This window comes from Mesorhizobium sp. CNPSo 4661 (assembly GCF_057784215.1).
In genome coordinates this window covers 1-22,075 of record NZ_JBWGIO010000010.1, presented here as the reverse complement: position 1 = coordinate 22,075, position 22,075 = coordinate 1, and the positions used below count along the sequence as shown (strand labels likewise).

The window sequence follows — 22,075 nt, the reverse complement described above, 5'->3', positions numbered from 1 at the left end:
CCCCGCTTTGCGGGGGCGAGGAACCAGGTGTTCCTATGACCACCTTCACCCCATCCACCTCGGCCGAAGTCCTCTCCACCGTCCAATGGGCTGCGGCGGAAGAAACGCCCGTCGAAATCCTCGGCCACGGCTCGAAGCGCGGCATCGGCCGCCCGCTCCAGACCGAGCATACGCTCGACCTGTCGAAGCTCACCGGCGTTACCCTCTACGAGCCGGCCGAACTGGTGCTGTCGGCGCGCGCCGGGACGCCGCTCGCCGAAATCGAAAAGCTGCTCGCCGAAAACGGCCAGCAATTCGCCTTCGAGCCGATGGACTATGGCCCGCTGCTCAGCGGCGAGGCGGGCAGAGGCACGATCGGCGGCGTGCTGGCCTCGAACCTGTCCGGCCCGCGCCGGCTCAAGGCGGGTGCTGCGCGCGACCACATCCTTGGCGTTGCCGCGGTCTCCGGACGCGGCGAGGCGTTCAAGTCGGGCGGCCGCGTGGTCAAGAACGTCACCGGCTATGACCTCTCCAAGCTGATGGCCAACAGTTGGGGCACGCTTGCCGTTCTGACCGATGTCACCTTCAAGGTCCTGCCGGCCGCCGAAACGGAAGTGACCTTGGCCATTCGCGGCCTGCTCGACGATGCCGCCGTCGCCGCGATGAGCCTGGCGCTCGGCTCCAGCGCTGAAGTGTCGAGCGCCGCGCATCTGCCGCAGCGGATCGCCGCGCGCGTCGCCGGTGGCAGGCACGGCAGCCATGCCGCCACGCTGCTGCGCGTCGAAGGTTTCGGCCCGTCGGTCGTCTATCGCATCGAGGCATTGAAGCAGCTGCTCGGCAAGGCCGGCGCGCTCCAAGAGATCGCAGGCGAGGCGTCGAAGACGATCTGGCGCGAGATCCGCGATTGTGTGCCTTTCGCCGATGGCGGCGCGCGGCCGGTCTGGCGCGTGTCGATGGCGCCGTCCGAGGCGCATCACATGGTGATGGCGCTGCGCATGCACGCGGCGGTCGACGCCTTTTACGACTGGCAGGGCGGCCTGGTGTGGCTGTCGATGCGCGAGGACGATCCCGAAGCCGAGCTGCTGCGTGGGCTGATCAGCAAGCATGGTGGCGGCCACGCGACGCTGGTGCGCGCCTCGCCCTCGCATCGCGCGGCGGTGCCAGTCTTCGAACCGCAGCCGCCGCATCTGGCGGCGCTGTCGGCGCGGCTCAAGGCCGAGTTCGACCCGAAGCGGATTCTCAACCCTGGCCGCATGGCGCCGGATGCCGGCTCTGCTACTCTTGCCCGATCAACGGAGGGAGCAGCATCATGAGCAATACCGATCAAGGACCTGGCAGCCCACCGCGCCAAACCGACCGCTGGCTCGAGCCGGGCCAGACCAACGCGCTGGTCATCTATGTTCTTTACCTCGCCAGCCTGGTCATCGGCGTCACCGGCATTGTGGGCATCGTGCTGGCCTACATCAACCGCGGCAAGGCAGGCGGCTTCGTCGAAAGCCACTATACATTCCTGATCAGGACGTTCTGGATAGGCCTTCTCTACGCGTTGATCTCGGTGGTCCTGATGATGCTGGCGATCGGCTTCCTGCTGATGTTCGCCGTCGCCGTCTGGTTCATCGCCCGTTGCATCCTGGGCCTGCAGACATTGCAACGCGGCGAGCCGGTCAGGAACCCGCAAAGCTGGTTTCTGGGACAGTAAGGATTTTTGCGTGCAGACCAATTTCTCCCTTGCCCAGCTTGCCGACCCGCATGTCGCGGAATCGGAAAAGATCCTGCGCAAATGCGTGCATTGCGGCTTCTGCACCGCAACCTGTCCGACCTATGTGACGCTTGGTAACGAGCTGGATTCGCCGCGCGGCCGCATCTACCTCATCAAGGACATGCTGGAGAATGGCCGGCCGGCCGACAAGGAGATCGTCACCCATATCGACCGCTGCCTGTCCTGCCTTGCCTGCATGACGACCTGCCCCTCGGGCGTGAACTATATGCATCTGGTCGACCATGCCCGCGCCCATATCCAGGAGACCTACAAGCGGCCGCTGCTCGACCGGCTGACGCGCGCCATGTTGGCCTTCGTGCTGCCTTATCCGAACCGCTTCCGCACCGCGCTGAAATTGGCCGGGCTTGGCCGGCCGTTCATCGGCCTGTTCGAGAAATTGGCGGTGCTGAAGCCGGTCGCCGCCATGCTGAAGCTCGCGCCATCCTCGATCCCGTTGGCATCGCCAATGGCGAAACCCGGCACGCATGTCGGGCAGGGCGCGAAGCGTGGTCGCGTCGCCATCCTCACCGGCTGCGCGCAGTCGGTGCTCGATCCAGCCATCAACGACACGACCATCTCGCTGCTGACCAGGCTCGGCGTCGAGGTCGTGGTGCCGGAGGGCGAAGGCTGCTGCGGTGCGCTTGTCCACCATATGGGCCGCGAGGCGGCCGCCCTTGCTTCGGCCAGGCAGAATGTCGACGCCTGGACACGCGCCATCGAGCAGGGCGGGCTCGATGCCATCATCATCACCGCGTCCGGCTGCGGCACCACAATCAAGGATTACGGCTTCATGCTGCGTCTCGATCCGGCCTATGCCGAAAAAGCCGCGCGCGTCTCTGCCCTGGCCAGGGACGTCACCGAATATCTCGCCGCCCTCAACCTGCCCGAGCCGGTGCGCAAGCCGGGCACGATTGTCGCCTATCATTCCGCTTGCTCCATGCAGCATGGCCAGAAGATCACGCGCCAGCCGAAGGAGTTGCTGGCCAAGGCGGGCTTCGTCGTGCGCGAGCCGCGCGAAGGGCATCTGTGCTGCGGCTCGGCCGGCACCTACAACATCCTGCAGCCGGAGATCTCGGCCAAGCTGCGCGACCGCAAGGTGAAGAACATCGAGGCGACAGGCGCCGAAATCGTCGCCACCGGCAATATCGGCTGCATCACGCAGATCGCGTCCGCCGCCAGGCTGCCGGTCGTGCACACGATCAAGCTGCTCGACTGGGCCTATGGCGGTCCGAGGCCGGAAGGCGTTTCCGACAGCGGTTTGATCGCTGCCGAATGACTATTCCGCCGCGATCTGATCCGGCACGCCGTAGGTGGCGCGGTAGAGCGCGCGCTGGCGGTTGAGCGCCACCATGGTGTTGCGCAAGAGGATCGCCACCGTGAGCGGGCCGACGCCGCCGGGCACCGGCGTGATCCAGGAGGCCACTTCCTTGACACTGTCGGTATCGACATCGCCGACGATGCGGGTTTCGCCGTCAGGCCCGATCTCGGAATTGATGCCGATGTCGATGACGGCGGCGCCGGGCTTCACCATGTCGGCCTTGATCAGCCGCGGCTTGCCGACGGCGACGAACAGCGCGTCGGCGCGGCGCGCATGGGCGGCCAGCGAGCGCGTCATGTGGTGGCACACCGTCACCGTCGCGCCCTCGCTCATCAGCAGGAAGGCGATCGGCTTGCCGACGATCTCGGAATGGCCGACGACGACCACTTCGAGCCCCTTGAGCTCAAGGCCGGTCTCTTTCAGCAGTTCGACCGAGGCCGCTGCCGTGCAGGGCGCCAGGTCGAGCTGGTTGTAGACGATGTTGCCGATCGAGGCCGGATGCATGCCTTCGACGTCCTTCAGCGGATGCACCGCCGCCTGCAGCGTCTTGATCGGGATATGCGCCGGCACCGGACGCTGGATGATGATGCCGGTGGCGCGCGGGTCGGCGTTGAGGCCGTGGATCGCCGCTTCCAGCTCGCCGGCGGTGATGTCGGCGGCGAAGCGCCGCTCCTCGAAACCTATGCCGGCAAGAGCCGCCTTGGCGCGCTGGTTGCGCACATAGACGTCGACCGCCGCTATATCGCCGACGGTGATTGAAACCAGCTTCGGCGGAAAGCCTTCGGCCGTAGCGATCGCCGCGTCTTCGTGCACCGAAGCGATGATGCGCTGGGCGACCGGGCCGCCTTTCAGGTAGCGGCTGTCGTCGGTCCGGGTCATGGCTGGCACCTCTGCCTTCAGGAGCAATTCAGGGGACAGGCGCGGGAGCGGCTTTCTGTCTGGAATTGCGAAACAACTGAGATTTTGTGCAGTGCAATAGCAGAGGATCGCCGGGAAATCAGCCCCGAAAGCGAAACCGTCTGCTTCCCGGGCGACTTGCCGCGCCATGCATCAAAGGAAAAATCAAATTGAAAAGGGCAGCGCGGTTGCCCGCGCTGCCCTTTCGTGACCGACCGTATCCCCACACGGCCCGTCCCCCGTAAACTCTGTCACCGGTTTAAGCACATCCCGTGGGATCGCACTATGACTTGGCTGCAACAGCAGGAGACTAAAAGTGTTGCGCCGTCTAACCGGCTGATTCGCTGTGACTATATCACCTCGACCGTGGTTCCGACATTCACGCGTTCGTAAAGGTCGACGACGTCCTCGTTGCGCATGCGGATGCAGCCGGATGACACCGCGCCGCCGATCGTCCAGGGCTGGTTGGTGCCGTGGATGCGGTATTCGGTGGTGCCGATATAGAGCGCGCGCGCCCCGAGCGGGTTCTCCATGCCGCCCGCAAGATAGGTCGGCAGGTAACGGCCCTTGGCCGCCTCGCGCTTGATCATCTCCGCCGGTGGGCGCCAGTCCGGCCAGACCTTCTTGTCGGTGATCTTGTGGGTGCCCGACCATTCGAAGCCGGGCTTGCCGGTGCCGACGCCGTAGCGCCTCGCCTTGCCGTTCTTCTCGACCAGGAAGAGGAAGTTCTGGTGCGTGTCGATGACGATGGTGCCTGGCTTCGCCGGCCCGTCATAGGCGACTTCCTGCGGCAGGTAGACCGGATTGATCTGCGGCCGCATCACCATGCGCTTGGCCGGCTGCTGCACGGTGGCCGTGCGCTGCCCGTCGGGTTGCGCCTGGAACAGGCGGCGCAGCGGCTGCTGCGTTGCCTGGCGAGCGGGCTTGACGATGCCCGGTGCCTGGCCAAGCTGCAGCACCCAGGGCGCCGAAAGGTCGGGGCTCACCATCACCGGCGGCCGGTCAGCATAACGGTCATTGGCAAGGGAGGTCGTGGCGCCGGCGGCAAGGATCGCCGCAGCACCTAGCAGGGAGCAAAACGCTGTCTTCATCGGAACGCACCTTGATCGTCGAACTCACCCGGGGCGGAGAGGACGCCCTCGGTTTCGCGATCCTTGGCGCGGAGCGGCAAGCAAAACATGAATCGGAATGCGTAAAATGCCGCTTTGTCAGTAAACCTTTTGGTGTGGTTACCGGCCGGTTCAGGAATCTGGTAAAGCCACGGTAAAAGCGGCGCTGAAGCGCATTAACGAATGGATTTGCGAGCGATGGCGACTGAAAATGCCGGTATTCTCGACGGCCCCGACGGCAAGGCGCGCTGCTTCTGGCACGGCAACCTGCCGGACTATCTCCACTATCACGACCATGAATGGGGCCGGCCGGTAACGGATGATCGCCGGCTGTTCGAAAAGATCTGCCTGGAAGGCTTCCAGTCGGGTCTGTCGTGGCTGACCATCCTGCGCAAGCGCGAGAATTTCCGCGAGGCCTTTGCCGGTTTCGATTTCGACAAGGTGGCGGCGTTCACCGACGCGGATGTCGAGCGCCTGCTCGGCAATGCCGGCATCATCCGCCATCGCGGCAAGATCGTCTCGACCATCAACAACGCCAAGCGCGCCCGCGAGATGGTGGACGAGTTCGGCTCCCTGGCCGCCTGGTTCTGGAGGTTCGAGCCGGGTCCGCAAGAGCGGCCCGAAATCGTCGACCTGGCGCATCTGCGCGCCAATCCGACCACGGCGGTGTCGGTCAGGATATCGAAGGAATTGAAGAAGCGCGGCTGGAGCTTTGTCGGCCCGACCACGGTCTACGCCTTCATGCAGGCCATGGGCCTGGTCAACGACCATCTCGAAGGCTGCTACTGCAGGGCGGAGGTGGAGAAGGAGCGAAAGAAGCTCAAAAGGCCGAAGTAGGCGCCTTCTTCCTTCTCCCCTTGTGGGAGAAGGTGGCCGAGCGAAGCTCGGTCGGATGAGGGGTGCTCCAGCTTGGCACCGCCGGACGAGACGGCAAGTTTGCCAACGTCTCACTCCGCTGGAACACCCCTCATCCGTCTCGGCGCTACCGCGCCGATCCACCTTCTCCCACAAGGGGAGAAGGCAAGGGTGCACGATCAAACGCTGCTGGCGCCGGCCAGGAACAGTCCGGCGAGGATCGCCGCCACCGCGGCGAAGGCCGGGTAGATGACCAGAAGCCCCGTCACCAGCGCGTCGCGCGCACTCGGCTTGGCCGCCGCAACCTCAAACGGCCCGGCCGGCTGCTGCGCCGGCTTGACGGCGGCGTTGCCGGCGGGCCGCAGCCTGGCCGATCTGCCGCTCTCGATGATGTCGTTAGCCGTCGTCATGGCCCCGAACCCCTTGTTTCGGTGCGCTTTATGGTCGCCGATTGTGTCGGCAGCATGCCGCGCCGATGGCGGAATTGTTTCGTTTTTGGCGCGGTTTTGTTTCAGGCGCGCCTCTCCTTCTCCCGCGAAGGGAGAAGCAGAGCCTGCTAACCCTTGCTGCTCCAAGCCGCATCGTTTAGGAAACGCGCGCCCATTACCAGAGAAGATCATCCCATGGCCGACAAATCGGAAAAGACGAAAGCGCGGCTGCCGCGCGGTTTTGCCGACCGCAGCGCCGAAGACATTCGCGCCGTCGAGAAGATGATGGCGACGATCCGCTCGGTCTATGAGCTTTACGGCTTCGAGCCGGCCGACCAGCCGATGATCGAATACACCGATGCTCTGGGCAAGTTCCTGCCTGACCAGGACCGGCCGAACGAGGGCGTCTTTTCCTTTCAGGACGATGACGACCAGTGGCTGTCGCTGCGCTACGACCTGACCGCGCCTACGGCGCGTTTCGTCGCCGAGAATTACGACAAGCTGCCGAAGCCCTATCGCAGCTACCGCTCCGGCTGGGTGTTCCGTAACGAGAAGCCCGGTCCCGGTCGCTTTCGCCAGTTCATGCAGTTCGACGCCGACACGATCGGCACGCCGAACGGCGTGGCGGGCGTCGCCGCCGACGCCGAGATGGCGACGATGATGGCCGATGTCATGGAGGCGCTCGGCATCAAGCGCGGCGACTACATCATCCGCGTCAACAACCGCAAGGTGCTGGACGGCGTGTTGGAGGCGATCGGCCTCGGCGGCGACGAGAATGCCGGGCGCCGGCTGACGGTGCTGCGCGCCATCGACAAGCTCGACAAGATCGGCCCCGAAGGCATCGCGCAGCTGCTTGGCGCCGGCCGCAAGGACGAAAGCGGCGACTTCACCAAAGGCGCCGGTCTCGAACGCAAGGCGATCGAGACGGTTCTCTATTTCATGAATTACGAACCGGGTTCGGCGGCCGGCGAATGGCGCAAGCTGGAGGTGGCAACCGACATCTCGCCGAACGCAGCCCAGATCCGCTGGTTGAAGACATTGGACTATTTCGCTGACACCGGCCGCGAAGGCGTCGAGGAATTGGCGGCGATTGCGGCTATGGTGGATGCCGCCGGTTACGCGGGCCGCGTGCTCATCGACACCTCCGTCGTGCGCGGCCTCGAGTACTACACCGGCCCGGTCTTCGAGGCCGAACTGCTCGCCGAGATCCCCAATGACGAAGGCCAGATCGTGCGTTTCGGCTCGGTCGGCGGCGGTGGGCGCTATGACGGGCTGGTGTCGCGCTTCCGCGGCGAGCCGGTGCCGGCGACCGGCTTCTCCATAGGTGTCTCCCGGCTGATGACGGCGCTGAAGAATCTCGGCAAGCTCGACGCCTCGGATGTCATCGCGCCGGTCGTGGTACTGGTGATGGACAAGGATACGGAAAGCCTCGGCCGCTACCAGAAGATGGTCGCCGACCTGCGCGCCGCCGGCATCCGCTCCGAAATGTATCTCGGCGGCGCCGGCATGAAGGCGCAGCTGAAATATGCCGACCGCCGCGGCAGCCCGGTCGCCATCATCCAGGGCGGCGACGAGCGCGCCAGGGGCGAGCTGCAGATCAAGGACCTGATCGAAGGCGCGCGTATGTCGGCCGAGATCACCGACAATGCCGAATGGCGCGCTGCAAGGCCTGCCCAGGTGACGGTGGCGGAGAGCGAGCTGGTTGGCGAGGTGAAGAAGATACTTGCGGCGCAGGCAGCCGATCGCACGAAGGGTGGCGCTTGAGCCCCCCTCTCCGGCCTGCCGGCCATCTCCCCCTCAAGGGGGGAGATTGGACGTCGCGCACGCTTTCGCCAATCTCCAGCGCCGAAAGAAAGGCGCCGCGCTTCGAGCTGCTGATCTCCCCCCTTGTGGGGGAGATGTCCGGCAGGACAGAGAGGGGGGCCTCGCGCCCGACCTATCAATGACCACCCGCCCCGACATCGCCGTCGACATCGTCAAACTCTTCGCCACCCGCGACACCCACGCGGTCGAGGTCGCCGTGCTGCAGCCGGCCGATCCATTCCTCGACATGGCCGGCGAGGACCTGCGCCGCCGCATCTTCCTCACCGAGAGCGAGACCGGCAAGACGCTGTGCCTGCGGCCCGAATTCACCATCCCGGTCTGCCTCGACCACATCGCCAGCCAGGCCGGCACGCCGCGCCGCTATTCCTATCTGGGCGAGGTGTTCCGCCAGCGCCGCGACGGCGGCAACGAGTTCTTCCAGGCCGGTATCGAGGATCTTGGCGATCGCGATACGGCCGCCGCCGACGCCCGTTCACTGGCCGACGCGCATGCGCTGCTTTCGCTGGTGCTGCCCGGCCAGCCACTTGCCGTCACGCTCGGCGACCAGACCCTGTTCGAGGCGGTGCTGGCGGCGCTCGGCCTGCCGCGGGGGTGGCGCATGCGTCTTGCCCGCGCCTTCGGCTCGGCGCCGATGCTGGAAGCAGCCCTTGCCGATCTCGCCAATCCGCCGCGCAACAGCCAGCTTGCCGGTCCAGTCGCCCTGCTGGCGCTCGACGGCGATGCGGAAGGCCTTGCCGCGCATATTGCCGAAGGCATGGAGGAGGCGGGGCTGTCGGCGTCGTCCGGCCGCGCCCCGGCCGATATCGCCCGCCGGCTGATCGAGAAAGCGCAACTGCGCAGCGTGCGGCTGTCCGACGACGCCTTTTCGGCGCTCAAGGGTTTTCTCGAGATTGACGTGGCGCTCGACGGCGCGACCGCGGCGCTGGAAAAATTTGCCGCCGATGCCGGCCTGTCGCTGGGACCGGCGCTGGAGAATTTTGCCGCCCGCGCCAAGGCGATCGAGGCGCATGGCCTGTCCTCGGCGCAAATCCGCTACGACGCCGCCTTCGGCCGCCCGCTCGATTACTACACCGGCCTGGTCTTCGAGATTGCCGCGGGTGACGGCGACCGTCCGCTGGCCGGCGGCGGCCGCTACGATCGGCTGCTGACGCTGCTCGGCGCGAAAAAGCCTATCCCCGGCGTCGGCTTTTCAGTCTGGCTCGACCGTATCGAGGCTTTGCGGGAGGGCGCGCGATGATCACGCTGGCGATCCCATCGAAAGGCCGTCTCAAGGAGCAGTCCCTCGAAGTGCTGGCCAAGGCCGGCCTGGCCGTCACCTTGCCTGAGGACGATCGCAAATACCGCGCCTGCATCGACGGCCTCGACAATGTCGAGGTGGCCTTCCTGTCCGCGTCCGAGATCGCCGGCGAGATCGGCCAGGGTGCGGTCGATCTCGGCATCACCGGCGAGGACCTTTTGCGCGAGAATCTTGCCGATTGGGAAGCGCGCGCCGAGATCGTCGCCCGCCTTGGCTTCGGCCATGCCGATGTCGTGGTCGCCGTGCCCGACATCTGGCTCGACGTCGACAGCATGGCCGACCTCGACGATGTCGCCGCCGATTTCCGCCAGCGTCACGGCCGGCGGCTCAGGATCGCCACCAAATACTGGCGGCTGACGCAGCAGTTCTTTTCGCTCAAGCACGGCATCCAGGTCTACCGCATCGTCGAAAGCCTCGGCGCCACCGAGGGCGCCCCGGCTGCCGGCCTGGCGGACGTCATCGTCGACATCACCACCACCGGCTCGACGCTGCGCGCCAACCATCTCAAGGTGCTGGGCGACGGTACGATCCTGAAGTCGCAGGCCTGCCTCGTCGCTTCGAAGAAGCAGCGCGATGCCGCGGACGAGGCGGGGTTGCGGGAAATCGCCGCGAAGATGGCCGGGCTGGTCGCGTAAACCCCCATACCTTCGGCGGGTTTCCACCATCCCGACAGGCTGATAGGCTGGGCCCATCCCGGGAGGAGACGGCGATGGCGATCAAACTCGACGAACTCATGAACGCCACCAATCTGCGCCGGCGCGGCGCCAGCGGCGCCTTCGTCGCTCCGCTTGGCGGCAAGGCGCATGTGTCGGGCGACCGCTCGGTGCCCCTGCTCGACAAGACCATTCCGGAGCTGTTTTCCGACACGGTGAGCAGATACGCCACGCTCGACGCCGCCGTCTTCGTAGGACAGGACAAGCGCTTCACCTGGAGCGAGCTGTCGGACACGGTCGACGCGCTGGCTGCTGGCTTCCTGGCGCTCGGGCTGGAAAAAGGCGACCGCGTCGGCATCTGGTCGCCGAACCGTTGGGAATGGCTGGTGACGCAGTTTGCCACCGCGCGCATCGGCCTGATCTTGGTCAACATCAACCCGGCCTACCGGTTGACCGAATTGGAATACGCTCTCAACAAGGTGGGCTGCAAGGCGCTGGTCACCGCCGCGCAGTTCAAGACCTCCGACTATCTCGGGATGATCGAGACGCTGGCGCCGGAGCTCGCCAAGGCGGAGCCCGGCAAGCTCAAGGCGAAGAAACTGCCGGCGCTCGAAATCGTCATCCGCATGGGCGAAGACAACTCGCCCGGCATGTTCAATTTCGGCGATGTTCTGGCCATGGCCGGCCGCGACGAGCATGACAGCCTCGACCGCATCTCCGAAGGCCTGAAGCCCGGCGATGCCATCAACATCCAGTTCACCTCAGGCACGACCGGCGCGCCGAAGGGCGCGACGCTGACGCATTCCAACATCGTCAACAACGGCAATTTCGTCACTTCGGCGATCCGGCTCACTGTCGACGACCGGCTCTGCATCCCGGTGCCGCTCTACCATTGCTTCGGCATGTCGATGGGCACGATGGGCTGCGTCTCCAAGGGCGCCACCATGGTTTTCCCGGGCGAAGGCTTCGATGCCGGCGCGACGCTGAAAGCGGTCGCGCAGGAGCGCTGCACCGGGCTCTATGGCGTGCCGACCATGTTCGTCGCCATGCTCGATCACGCCGATTTTTCCAGCTTCGATCTCTCCAGCCTGCGCACCGGCATCATGGCCGGCTCGCCATGCCCGATCGAGGTGATGAAGAAGGTCGTCTCGCTCATGCATATGTCGCAAGTGACCATCGCCTATGGCATGACGGAGACCAGCCCCGTCTCCTTCCAGAGCAGCGTCGACGACCCACTGGAAAAGCGCGTCTCCACCGTCGGCCGCATCCACCCGCATGTCGAGGTCAAGGCGGCCGGCGCCGACGGCGCCACCGTCGCGGTCGGGGAACCTGGCGAGCTCTGCACGCGTGGCTATTCGGTGATGAAGGGCTATTGGGACGACGCCGACAAGACCCGCGAGGCGATCGACGCCGACGGCTGGATGCACACCGGCGACCTCGCGACGATCGACGCCGAGGGCTATTGCAACATCGTCGGCCGGGTGAAGGACATGGTCATCCGCGGCGGCGAGAACGTCTATCCGCGCGAAGTCGAGGAATTCCTCTACCGCCATCCCAAGATCAAGGAAGTGCAGGTCTTCGGCATTCCGGACGACAAATATGGCGAAGAGCTCTGCGCCTGGATCGTCCTGAAGCCCGGCCAGATCGCCACCGCCGAGGAGATCAAGGCCTTCTGCGCCGGCCAGATCGCGCATTACAAGGTGCCGCGCCACATCCGTTTCCGCGCCGAGCTGCCGATGACGGTGACCGGCAAGCCGCAGAAATTCCTGATGCGCGAGGCGATGGTGGAGGAATTGGGATTGGTGGCGCAGAAAACGGCTTGAAACGGCATTTATGGACAACGAGTTTCCAAATTTCGCGGCGCTGAAAGCCGCCAAAATCGAAAACATGGATTATCGCATAGTCGTCCGGCGCGGCGAGCGAACCGGCGGCGCGATCGTCATGGCCCCGCATGGCGGCAAGATCGAGCCCCGCACCTCCCTGATCACCGAGACGATAGCGGGGCGCGATCTCGATATGTATTGCTTTGAAGGGCTCATGCCGGAAAGCAACCGGGAGCTGCACATAACGTCCAGGAATTTCGACGAGGCAACCGCGCTGGAACTGTTGCGGACGAAGTCCACTGTCGTCACCATCCACGGCCGCCAGGATCGGGACGATCCCGCGACAGTCTACCTGGGCGGCAAGGACGCCGCGTTGGTTTCAGAGATCGCATGGCGTCTGCAGGAGACCGGCTTCCAGACGAAAAAGGACAATCATCCGTTTCCAGGTATCCAGGATTCGAACATCGTTAACCGAGGACTGACGGGGAAAGGCGCACAGCTGGAAGTGCCCCTGTCGCTGCGCCGTCGGCTGGGGAACGAGCCGGAGCTTCTGGAAAGATTCTGTGGGGCGGTTCGCAAGGCCATTGATGTATTCGACGCTAGAAATCGCGCCCAGTCCTCAATCGTATTTTGACCGACCGGCTTGGCGGGCAAGGATGCCCGTGACAGGTGCTCTCTGTGTTTCTGATCTTTGTGCCGTGAAGGCTTGGTGGAAGCCGGCAAGGATAGATACGGCTGGCAGGTAACCCGACGCATGGCCGCTCTACGATCGCCGGCCTGCCTTCATCTCTGACGGCCTTGGCGCCGAGCCTGGTTCCTGGACGAGCGGACCGAGCAGCACTTCGCCGAACAGCGGCTGATAGCTGCGGCGTACGGCCGGATCCTCCTTGAAGGACAGCGCGTATTGGCCAATCTGGTGGAAATAGGTGATGCGCGCCCTGACCAGGCTTTCGTCGGGCGAATAGCCCATCGCACGGAAGGAGCGGTCGAGCAGCGCGATGCGCAAATCGTCCATGTCCTTCACTTCCTGCGCCAGCTTCCGCGATGTCCGTGACCAGTCGCGCACGGCAAGATCGAGCAGGGGACTGAAGGGCGCCTCGTCGACCCAGACATGCACGATGTCGGTGAAGAACCGCAGGCCGTCCACGTCATGCGTCTCTTGCATCGCCCAGAACGGCGCGCAGTTGATGTCGCGCCATTCCTGCAGCAGCCCGTCGCGGAGGTCGGCGAGGCTGGTGAAGTGGAAATAGAAGCTGCCGCGCGTGACCTTGAGCTGCTTGGACAGGCGGTCGATCTTGACCTCGGCGATGCCGCGCTTTTCCAGCACCTTGCGCGCCGCTGCGATCCACGCCTCGCGGCTCAGCGTCTGCCGTGCTGCTGATCCGCTGCGCGCCCGGGACGATCGTTTGGTCTTCGCCGAGGCGGCATCCGCTTTCAACTGCTTCCAGGCCTCCGTGGCGGCCGGTGGCAATTCGCCCGGCCATCCCTGATCAATCCGATGTTTGCCCGCTTCGCAACCCGCAACCGTCGCCGTCCACCGTGGAACGCTGTCTCTCCTGGCCCATGCATGTCGTTCTCGAGCGAAACCGCCATGCTTTCTGGGCTCAGGGCAATGCGCTGATCCGCTGCAGCATGAGCTCGAAGAACGGCGCCGGCTCGATGCGGCGCAGCACGTTGCAATTCTTGCGCCGTCCGGTGACATGCCACCAGTCGACCACGGTCATGCCGATCGTCTCGGGCGAGACGATGTCCACCGTCACCGCGCATTGGCGCTTTTCGTAGATCTCCGGCGCCAGCAGATAGCCGGTTACGCAGGCATCGTGGATCGGCCGCCCCGGGGTGCCGAATTTGTGGCTGCCATACTGGCGGTAGAAGTCGGCGAGGTTGGCAGCCTCCATCGCCGCCCTGCTGCCGGTGGCGCGCAGGCGGTCGAGCCACTCCAGCGTCATTATCGCCGTGTAGGTGCAGTCGATGCCCGCCATCGTCAGCGGCACGCCGCTGTCGAACACCTTGTGCGCCGCGTGCGGGTCGACGAAGATATTGAACTCGGCGGCGGGTGTCGCATTGCCGCCCTCGAAGAAGCCGCCGCCCATCAGTACCACTTCGCGCAGGCGCGGGATGATCCTGGGCTCCATGGTCATGGCCATCGCCAGATTGGTCATTGGTCCGAGCGTGCAGACGGTCAGCTCGCCTTCCGGCGCGTCCATGATCGCCCGGACGAGATAATTGACGCCATGCTCGCTCTGCAGCGGCGTTACCGGCTCGGGGAGATCGGCGCCGTCGAGCCCGGTCTTGCCGTGCACATATTCGGCGGTCATCAGCTTCTTCACCATCGGCCCCGGACAGCCGGCGTAAACCGGCACGTCGGGCCGCCCGGCAAGCTCGACCACTTTCAGCGCATTCTTCGACGTCAGCGGCAGCGGCACATTGCCGCCGACGGTGGTGATGCCCACCACCTCGATCTCGGCCGGCGAGCCGAGCGCGAACAGAATGGCGAAGGCATCGTCCTGGCCGGGATCGGTGTCGATGATGATCTTGCGTGGTGCCATGTCGTGCCTGCTTTCGAAAGCCTATTGATGAGCCCGTCTGGATGTGTAGAAATACAGTACTGTATCTTATGTTCAAGACAGGATGATCGAAAATGGGCGAACGAGAGCGCGGCGACTTTTCCGAAATTCCGATCCTCGACGTGTCGGCTCTCTACGGCGCCGACCAGGATGCGATCCGGGCGACGGCGGCGACGCTGCGCCGCTATCTCGAGACGGTCGGCTTCCTATACGTCGTCGGCCATCCGATCCCGCGCGCCGATGTCGAGGCGGTGCGCGAGGCAAGCAAGCGCTTCTTTGCCTTGCCGGAGGATGAAAAGCTCAAGCTCAAGATCGACCGGAATTTCCGCGGCTATCTGCCCTTCGCCGGTTCGACCATCGTCACCTCGTCGGTCGCGACCGTCAGCAAGCCCAACCAGAGCGAGTCGATTTTCTTCATGCATGAGGTCGGCGAAGATGATCCTCGGGCTCTCGCCGAAAAGCCGCTGCAAGGTCCCAACCAGTGGCCGGACGAGGCCGCGCTGGGCGGCTTCCGGGAAACGATCGAGAACTATGTCGGCGAGATGAGCACGCTTGCCCGCAAGATGGTCGGCGCCATCGCGCTGTCGCTCGGCCTTCCGGCCGGTAGCCTCGATCGCTATTTCGATCAGCCGACAACCTTCCTCAGGCTGCTGCACTATCCGACGCAGCCGCACGAGGAGGGGCTGTTCGGCTCCGCCCCGCATACCGATTATGGTTTCATCACCTTGCTTGCGCAGGATGACGTGGGCGGCCTGGAGGTCAAGAACAAGGCTGGCGAATGGGTGCCGGCGCCGCCGATCCCGGATTCCTTCGTCATGAATGTCGGCGACATCCTGGCGCGCTGGTCGAACGACCAGTTCGTCTCGACGCCGCATCGCGTCATCAACCGGTCGGGGCGCGAGCGCTACTCGCAGCCCTTCTTCTTCGACCCGTCGATGGACGAGACGATCGCGGCATTGCCCGTCTGCGTGCCCGCCGGCGCCAGCCCAAAATACGAACCGGTGCTCTATGGCGACTACCTGATGGAGCGCATCGACAAGAACTATCACTACCGCAAGAAGAAGACCGCGGAGGCGGCGAGCGCGTAGGCGATCGGACGGTCCGCCCCTGCGTCGACCTGTTCATGGCGCGCCGGGGCAATGAAGAATGAGCAACAGGGGAACGAAAATGAGAACAAATCTACGCATGGCCGGCCTTGCGCTGGCTGCTTTCGCCACGGCCTGGAGCGGCCTTTCCAAGGCCGCCGAAATTCCGAAGTCGGATGAGGTCAAGCAGTCGGGCGCGCTCACCGTCGCCAACACGGTCGACTTCGCGCCGTTCGAATATCTCGACGCCGACGGCAAGCAAACCGGCATCATCATCGACCTCGCCGGCGAGGTGGCGAAAGCCCTCGACGCCAAGCTGGACGTCCAGCGCATTCCGTTCCCATCGATGATCCCCGGCCTCGCCGCCGGCCGCTTCAAGATCGCCTGGGAGACCTTCTCGGCGACGCCCGAGCGCTTGAAGCAGGTCGACTTCATCATGTTCCTCAAGGCCGGCATCGCCGTTTCGACGACGCCCGACAAGAAGGACAGCCTGTCCGCCGACAACGGCCTGTGCGGCAAGCGCATCGGCGCCACCGGCGGCAGCGCTTCGGACTTCCTGATCGACAAGCTGAGCAAGGACTGCACCGACAAAGGGCAGGCGGCGATCCAGAAGTCGCTGTTCAACTCGACCGCCGACAGCACCCAGGCGACGCTCTCCGACCGCATCGACGCCCGTATGGACGACGCGACCGCGTCGAGCTACTTCGAGGTGACCAGCAAGGGCCAGCTCGTCGTGTTGCCGAAGCTCTATGAGGTTGCCCCGCTCGGCATGGCAATCGCCAAGGACGACAAGGGCACCGCCGACATGATGGTCGCCGCGCTTTCCGAGCTGTTCAAGAACGGTACCTACAAGACCATTCTCGAGAAATACGGCATGGGCGCCTACGCAATCAAGGAACCCTATTTCGTCAACAGCATGGATGCGCTGCGCGCGGACTAAGGCAATCGATCCGAAATCGGAATCGATTTTCGCGAAGGACCATGCGCAAAATCAGCACAACGTGTTTGCGCCCGGCAGGGCGCGCCGGCGTTTGAACGGGACATCGGCATCCGGTCAGCCGGATGCCTGACATGATCAGGAGTTGAGCGATGGGCGCGGCCCACCCGACCGAGATGAGCATCGAGCAAGGCGCCGCCGCCGCGGTGGCCCGGCTCACCGTCGTGCCGCAGCGCCGCTATGGCATTTGGGTCGGCACGGCGCTCGCCTTGCTGCTGGCTTTCCTCGTCGTCAGGGCCTTCGCCAGCAACCCGGCCTTCGCCTGGGGCACGGCCGGGGGCTATCTCTTCCATCCTTCGATCATGCGCGGCCTCGCCAACACCCTGATCCTCACCGTGGTGATCATGGCGCTGGCGATCGTCATCGGCACCGTGATCGCCATCATGCGCGTGTCGCCGAGCGCGGTGCTGCGCGGCTTTGCCGGCGTGTATGTCTGGTTCTTCCGCGGCGTGCCGGCGCTGATCCAGCTCATCTTCTGGTTCAACCTGTCGCTGCTGGTGCGCGAGGTCTCGCTGACCGTTCCGTTCCTGGGCACGCTTTTTTCCGTTCGCACCAACGATTTCATGACGCCCTTCTTCTCGGCCGTCGTCGCGCTTTCGCTCTGCGAGGCGGGCTATATGGCCGAGATCATCCGCGCCGGCATCAAGTCGGTGCCGTCGGGCCAGGCGGAGGCGGCGAGCGCGCTCGGCATGCCCTATCGAATGATCCTGAAACGCATCACGCTGCCGCAGGCCATGCGTTTCGTGCTGCCGCCGACTGGCAACGAGGCCATCAACCTGCTCAAGATGACATCGCTGGTGACCTTCATCGCGGTCGACGATCTGTTCTATTCGGCCCAGAGCATCTACGCGCGTACCTTCGAGACGATCCCGCTGCTGATCGTGGTGGCGTTCTGGTACCTTGCGGTGGTCAGCATCATGTCGGTCGGCCAGCATTTCCTCGAGCGTCATTTCGGCCGCAGCGACACGCGCCGCGAGCCGCTCTCGATGCGCACGCTACGCAACGCCATCAGCCTGCGCGGCATTGCCCGATGAGCGATGTGAAGTCCGAGAACCGCGCCCGCTTCGGCGTGCCCGCCGATTCCATGGTGTTTGCGCGCGGCGTGCGCAAATCCTACAGCCAGCTGGAAGTGCTCAAGGGCATCGATCTCGATGTTCCGGCAGGCTCCGTTGCTTGCATCATCGGCCCGTCCGGCTCCGGCAAGAGCACCTTCCTGCGCTGCATCAACCATCTGGAGAAGATCAGCGGCGGCCTCCTGCTCGTCGACGGCCAGTTCGTCGGCTACGACCTCCGGGACGACAAGCTCTACGAAGTCAAGGACGATCTGCTCTGCCAGCGGCGCGCCGAGATCGGCATGCTGTTCCAATCCTTCAACCTGTTCTCGCACATGACCGTGATGGAGAACCTCATCGAGGCGCCGACGCAGGTGCGGCGCATCGCGCCCGACCAGGCCAAGGCCGAGGCGGAAATCCTGCTCAAGCGCGTCGGCCTGCTCGACAAGATCGACCGCTACCCGCGCGAATTGTCCGGCGGCCAGCAGCAGCGTGTGGCGATCGCCCGCGCCATGGCGATGAAGCCGAAGGTGTTGCTCTTCGACGAGCCGACCTCGGCGCTCGACCCCGAGCTCGTCGGCGAGGTTCTGCAGGTCATGCGCGACCTGGCCGAGAGCGGCATGACCATGGTCGTCGTCACCCATGAGATCGGTTTTGCCCGCGAGATCGGCGACCAGCTTGTCTTCATGGACGGCGGCGTCATCGTCGAGCGCGGCGCGCCGCGCCAGATGATCGCCGATCCGCAGTCGCCCCGCACGCGCGAATTCCTGTCTCGGGTGCTTTGATTTCGGCCCGATGTCGGCTTCACGCCGCCAGCACCGCCCGATCCAGTCCGCGTATGATCCTTGCCAGCTCCACGCACTCGTCCTGCCGCACCTTGTTCTTCCGCCAGGCCATGCAGATCATGCGCTGCGGCATCGGCTCCTGGAACGGCACGATCCTCAGGTCCGGCATGACGCCGGCGGCACTTGCCGCCATTTCCGGCACCAGCGTGACGCCGAGCCCATGCGCCACCATCTGGAGGAGTGTCGTCAGGCTGGTCGCGCCATAGCTTGCCATCGCCACCGGCCGCACATTGCCGCAGACGGCCAAGGCCTGCTCGCGCAGGCAGTGGCCTTCCTCCAGAAGCATGAGCCGCTCCAGCGCCGGGCTCTCGGGCGGTACCGGCGGCGAGGCGAAGGCCGGATCGCCGGCGGGAACGGCGAGGAAGAAGCGGTCGGGGAAAAGCCCTTCGGTGACGATCGCCGGCTGATCGAGCGGCAAGGCCGCGATGAAGGCGTCGAGCCGGCCGGACGTCGCGTCCTCGACCAGCGACGCGGTCACCGCCTCGCGCAGTACGAGCTGCAGGGACGGGTAGTGCTTTTTCAACTCCGGCAACACGTGCGGCAGGAGGTAGGGCGCGACGGTCGGGATGATGCCCAGCCGGAAGCGTCCCTCCATGGTCGGGCGGCCGCGCCGGGCAGTCGTCTCGACGTCACGTATGTCGGCCAGAATGCGTTCGATACGCGGCTGCAGGGCAAGCGCCTCGTCGGTCATGCGCACTGTCTTGCCGCCGCGCTCGAACAACAGGCAGTTCAGCCGCTCTTCCATTTCGGCGATCTGCGCGGAAAGGGCCGGCTGGCTGACGCCGGCAAGCTTCGCGGCGCGGCCGAAATGCAGCGTCTGCGCCAGCGCGTCGAAATATTGCATCTGCCGGACAGTGAGGCCAATCATAAGAAAATCCTATCAAATGAAACAGGAAAGGCAATTTGTCTTTATCGTCTGGCCGGCCTAGTCTGGAATCATTCCAGATTGGCGCGGCCAATGGCTGCCTCCCGAAACTCGGGAACCTCGGCAAAATTCAACCTCGGCAAAAAACTCGGCAGAATCGGAGACTAAGATGGACGCCAAAACCGACGACAACAGCGCTGGCAAGTGCCCCGTGGCGCATGGACCCGCCGGCCGGACCAACCGTGACTGGTGGCCGAACCAGCTCGACCTTGCCGTCCTGCATCAGCAGTCGAACCTGTCGGACCCGATGGGCGAGGATTTCGACTACGCCAAGGAGTTCGCAAGCCTCGATCTCGATGCGGTGGTCAAGGACCTGCACAAGGTCATGACGGATTCGCAGGACTGGTGGCCTGCCGACTTCGGCCATTACGGGCCGCTCTTCATCCGCATGGCCTGGCACAGCGCCGGCACCTATCGCATCGGCGACGGCCGCGGCGGCGCCGGTGCGGGCCAGCAGCGCTTCGCGCCGCTGAACAGCTGGCCGGACAACGCCAATCTCGACAAGGCGCGCCGGCTGCTGTGGCCTGTCAAGCAGAAATACGGCCGCAAGATCTCCTGGGCCGACCTCCTGATCCTCACCGGCAACGTCGCGCTGGAATCGATGGGCTTCAAGACCTTCGGTTTCGCCGGCGGCCGCGCCGATGTTTGGGAGCCGGAGCAGGACGTGGATTGGGGTTCCGAAGCCAAGTGGCTTGGCGACGAGCGTTATTCGGGCGACCGTGAGCTTCGCGGCCATCTCGGCGCCGTGCAGATGGGCCTCATCTACGTCAACCCCGAAGGCCCGAACGGCAAGCCTGACCCGATCGCCGCCGCGCGCGACATCCGCGAGACCTTCGGCCGCATGGCGATGAACGACGAGGAAACCGTGGCGCTGATCGCCGGTGGCCACACCTTCGGCAAGACCCATGGCGCCGGTGACGCCTCGCTCGTGGGTGCCGAGCCCGAAGGTGCGGGCATCGAGGCGCAGGGCCTCGGCTGGTCGAGCAAATATGCCTCCGGCATCGCCGGCGACGCCATCACTTCGGGTCTGGAAGTGACCTGGACGACGACGCCGACCAAATGGAGCAACAATTTCTTCGACAACCTCTTCAACTACGAATGGGAGCTGACGAAGAGCCCGGCCGGCGCGCATCAGTGGACGCCGAAGGGCGGCGCAGGCGCCGGCACCGTGCCGGACGCGCACAACCCCTCCAAGCGTCACGCGCCGGCCATGCTCACCACCGACCTGGCGCTGCGTTTCGACCCGGCCTACGAGAAGATCTCGCGCCGCTTCCACCAGCATCCGGGTGAGTTTGCCGACGCCTTCGCCCGCGCCTGGTTCAAGCTTACCCACCGCGATATGGGCCCGCTCGTGCGCTATCTCGGCCCGCTCGTGCCGAAGGAAGAGCTGATCTGGCAGGATCCGATCCCGGCGGTCGACCATGAGCTTGTGAGCGAGGCCGACATCGCTTCGCTCAAGGCCAAGATCCTGGCTTCCGGCCTCTCGGTCTCCGAGCTGGTCTCGACCGCCTGGGCTTCCGCCTCGACCTTCCGCGGCTCGGACAAGCGCGGCGGCGCCAATGGCGGCCGTATCCGCCTTGCGCCGCAGAAGGACTGGGAGGTCAACCAGCCGGCCCAGCTCGCCAAGGTTCTGGCCAAACTGGAAGCCATCCAGAAGGAGTTCAACGCGGCCCAGACCGGCGACAAGAAGGTCTCGCTGGCCGATCTCATCGTGCTCGGCGGCGTCGCCGCGGTCGAGAAGGCGGCCAAGGATGGCGGCAATGAGGTGAAGGTGCCCTTCACACCAGGCCGCATGGACGCTTCGCAGGAGCAGACCGATGTCGCCTCCTTTGCCGCGCTGGAACCGAAAGTCGATGGCTTCCGCAATTATGCCCGCGGCAAGCTGCCGATGTCGGTTGAAGCCATGCTGGTCGACCGCGCCCAGCTGTTGACGCTGACGGCGCCGGAGATGACGGTATTGGTCGGCGGCCTGCGCGTGCTCGGCGCCAATGCCGGCGGCTCCAAGCACGGCGTCTTCACAGACAGGCCGGGCCAGCTCACCAATGACTTCTTCGTCAACTTGCTTTCGATGGCGACCGTCTGGGATCCGGCGGCCGGCTCCGAGCCCGGCTCGGACGAGGTCTACGAGGCGCGCGACCGCAAGACCAAGCAGGTCAAGTGGACAGGCACCCGTGCCGACCTGATCTTCGGCTCGCACGCGCAGTTGCGCGCGCTCTCCGAGGTCTACGGCTCGACTGACGCCAAGGCCAAGTTCGTCAAGGACTTCGTCAAGGCATGGACGAAGGTGATGAACGCCGACCGCTTCGATATCGCGAAGTAAGGTCCATCCTCCCAAGTAAAAAGGCGCGGGCCAAGCCCGCGCCTCAGACTGCTGACAAACCCCTGGCGTTAGCCGGGGGTTTTTGATTCACTGGGTCATGTTGAAGCGACCCGCCCCCGAACAGACCGCGCTTGAGATGGTAACGTTGGATCAGCTGGTTCCGGCTGATCATCTGCTTCGCAAGATCGATCGCGCGATCGACTTTTCCTTCATCCACGATCTGACGGCGCCGTTGTACTGCGCCGACAATGGGCGCCCGCCGCTGGACCCGACCTTGATGTTCAAGGCGCTGTTTGTTGGCTACCTGTTCGGGGTGCGCTCGGAACGTCAGTTGGTGCGCGA

At 64.8% G+C, this 22,075-nt stretch carries 21 protein-coding genes; 15 read left to right on the top strand and 6 right to left on the bottom strand.

What is annotated here, in order from left to right; genetic code table 11:
- Window positions 1-35 precede the first annotated feature (35 nt).
- From glcE to glcF, 3 genes are read left to right on the top strand one after another with little or no spacing between them, the layout of a single operon-like run.
- Entirely contained in the window at window positions 36-1,292 is a 1,257-nt protein-coding gene (gene glcE, locus AC0YKC_RS16280) for a glycolate oxidase subunit GlcE (protein ID WP_488511770.1), read from the top strand.
- Complete coding sequence (locus AC0YKC_RS16275; protein WP_434721447.1) at window positions 1,289-1,678, top strand: DUF4870 family protein; 390 nt, start codon at window positions 1,289-1,291, stop codon at window positions 1,676-1,678. The genes glcE and AC0YKC_RS16275 overlap by 4 nt, the downstream gene beginning before the upstream one ends.
- A gap of 10 nt (window positions 1,679-1,688) precedes the next feature.
- On the top strand, window positions 1,689-3,014 hold the full coding sequence (glcF, locus tag AC0YKC_RS16270; RefSeq protein WP_434721448.1) for a glycolate oxidase subunit GlcF: 1,326 nt from the start codon (window positions 1,689-1,691) through the stop codon (window positions 3,012-3,014).
- Here glcF and AC0YKC_RS16265 read toward each other — a convergent pair whose 3' ends face one another.
- A complete protein-coding gene (locus AC0YKC_RS16265; RefSeq protein ID WP_488511769.1) occupies window positions 3,015-3,935 on the bottom strand; it encodes a bifunctional 5,10-methylenetetrahydrofolate dehydrogenase/5,10-methenyltetrahydrofolate cyclohydrolase in 921 nt (306 codons plus the stop codon).
- A gap of 368 nt (window positions 3,936-4,303) precedes the next feature.
- Window positions 4,304-5,044 (bottom strand): L,D-transpeptidase, encoded by a 741-nt coding sequence (locus AC0YKC_RS16260; protein WP_320298505.1) that lies wholly within the window; start codon window positions 5,042-5,044, stop codon window positions 4,304-4,306.
- 216 nt (window positions 5,045-5,260) lie between these two features.
- Between AC0YKC_RS16260 and AC0YKC_RS16255 the strand changes: the two genes are divergently transcribed.
- Window positions 5,261-5,899 carry a DNA-3-methyladenine glycosylase I gene (locus AC0YKC_RS16255; protein ID WP_488511768.1) on the top strand — a complete coding sequence of 213 codons (639 nt, stop codon included), beginning with the start codon at window positions 5,261-5,263 and terminating at the stop codon, window positions 5,897-5,899.
- Window positions 5,900-6,096: 197 nt separating this feature from the next.
- On the opposite strand, the gene AC0YKC_RS16250 is transcribed toward AC0YKC_RS16255, so the two are convergent.
- Window positions 6,097-6,327 (bottom strand): hypothetical protein, encoded by a 231-nt coding sequence (locus tag AC0YKC_RS16250; protein WP_320298507.1) that lies wholly within the window; start codon window positions 6,325-6,327, stop codon window positions 6,097-6,099.
- Between the two features lie 213 nt (window positions 6,328-6,540).
- Here AC0YKC_RS16250 and hisS point away from each other — a divergent pair, with 213 nt between their 5' ends.
- The 5 genes from hisS to AC0YKC_RS16225 all read left to right on the top strand — a co-directional run bounded on the left by hisS (window position 6,541) and on the right by AC0YKC_RS16225 (window position 12,576).
- Window positions 6,541-8,109 (top strand): histidine--tRNA ligase, encoded by a 1,569-nt coding sequence (hisS, locus tag AC0YKC_RS16245; RefSeq protein ID WP_488511767.1) that lies wholly within the window; start codon window positions 6,541-6,543, stop codon window positions 8,107-8,109.
- Window positions 8,110-8,287: 178 nt separating this feature from the next.
- Window positions 8,288-9,406: an ATP phosphoribosyltransferase regulatory subunit gene (locus AC0YKC_RS16240; RefSeq protein ID WP_488511766.1), complete on the top strand. Its 1,119-nt coding sequence runs from the start codon at window positions 8,288-8,290 to the stop codon at window positions 9,404-9,406.
- Window positions 9,403-10,101 (top strand): ATP phosphoribosyltransferase, encoded by a 699-nt coding sequence (hisG, locus tag AC0YKC_RS16235; protein WP_320298510.1) that lies wholly within the window; start codon window positions 9,403-9,405, stop codon window positions 10,099-10,101. The genes AC0YKC_RS16240 and hisG overlap by 4 nt, the downstream gene beginning before the upstream one ends.
- A 74-nt stretch (window positions 10,102-10,175) precedes the next feature.
- Complete coding sequence (locus AC0YKC_RS16230) at window positions 10,176-11,942, top strand: AMP-binding protein (RefSeq protein WP_488511765.1); 1,767 nt, start codon at window positions 10,176-10,178, stop codon at window positions 11,940-11,942.
- Between the two features lie 10 nt (window positions 11,943-11,952).
- Entirely contained in the window at window positions 11,953-12,576 is a 624-nt protein-coding gene (locus AC0YKC_RS16225; protein ID WP_488511764.1) for a poly-gamma-glutamate hydrolase family protein, read from the top strand.
- A 129-nt stretch (window positions 12,577-12,705) separates the two neighbouring features.
- Here the strand turns inward: AC0YKC_RS16225 and AC0YKC_RS16220 are convergent, their stop codons facing one another.
- Window positions 12,706-13,380, bottom strand: a complete 675-nt coding sequence (locus AC0YKC_RS16220; protein ID WP_488511915.1) for a TetR/AcrR family transcriptional regulator — start codon at window positions 13,378-13,380, stop codon at window positions 12,706-12,708.
- A 166-nt stretch (window positions 13,381-13,546) separates the two neighbouring features.
- Window positions 13,547-14,491, bottom strand: a complete 945-nt coding sequence (locus tag AC0YKC_RS16215) for a nucleoside hydrolase (protein WP_434721454.1) — start codon at window positions 14,489-14,491, stop codon at window positions 13,547-13,549.
- A 92-nt stretch (window positions 14,492-14,583) separates the two neighbouring features.
- Here AC0YKC_RS16215 and AC0YKC_RS16210 point away from each other — a divergent pair, with 92 nt between their 5' ends.
- The 4 genes from AC0YKC_RS16210 to AC0YKC_RS16195 all read left to right on the top strand — a co-directional run bounded on the left by AC0YKC_RS16210 (window position 14,584) and on the right by AC0YKC_RS16195 (window position 18,428).
- The gene (locus tag AC0YKC_RS16210; protein ID WP_488511763.1) at window positions 14,584-15,597 is read left to right on the top strand and encodes an isopenicillin N synthase family dioxygenase; all 1,014 of its coding nucleotides are present in this window, start codon (window positions 14,584-14,586) and stop codon (window positions 15,595-15,597) included.
- A 79-nt stretch (window positions 15,598-15,676) separates the two neighbouring features.
- Entirely contained in the window at window positions 15,677-16,534 is an 858-nt protein-coding gene (locus tag AC0YKC_RS16205) for an ABC transporter substrate-binding protein (RefSeq protein ID WP_320298516.1), read from the top strand.
- 149 nt (window positions 16,535-16,683) lie between these two features.
- Complete coding sequence (locus AC0YKC_RS16200; protein ID WP_488511762.1) at window positions 16,684-17,625, top strand: amino acid ABC transporter permease; 942 nt, start codon at window positions 16,684-16,686, stop codon at window positions 17,623-17,625.
- Window positions 17,622-18,428 carry an amino acid ABC transporter ATP-binding protein gene (locus tag AC0YKC_RS16195; RefSeq protein WP_488511761.1) on the top strand — a complete coding sequence of 269 codons (807 nt, stop codon included), beginning with the start codon at window positions 17,622-17,624 and terminating at the stop codon, window positions 18,426-18,428. Before AC0YKC_RS16200 ends, AC0YKC_RS16195 begins: the two co-directional genes overlap by 4 nt.
- A 19-nt stretch (window positions 18,429-18,447) precedes the next feature.
- On the opposite strand, the gene AC0YKC_RS16190 is transcribed toward AC0YKC_RS16195, so the two are convergent.
- Entirely contained in the window at window positions 18,448-19,356 is a 909-nt protein-coding gene (locus tag AC0YKC_RS16190) for a hydrogen peroxide-inducible genes activator (protein WP_488511760.1), read from the bottom strand.
- Between the two features lie 166 nt (window positions 19,357-19,522).
- Between AC0YKC_RS16190 and katG the strand changes: the two genes are divergently transcribed.
- Window positions 19,523-21,733 carry a catalase/peroxidase HPI gene (katG, locus tag AC0YKC_RS16185; RefSeq protein ID WP_488511759.1) on the top strand — a complete coding sequence of 737 codons (2,211 nt, stop codon included), beginning with the start codon at window positions 19,523-19,525 and terminating at the stop codon, window positions 21,731-21,733.
- 97 nt (window positions 21,734-21,830) lie between these two features.
- Window positions 21,831-22,075: transposase (locus tag AC0YKC_RS16180; RefSeq protein WP_488511758.1), on the top strand; the 245-nt coding region annotated here is incomplete at its 3' end.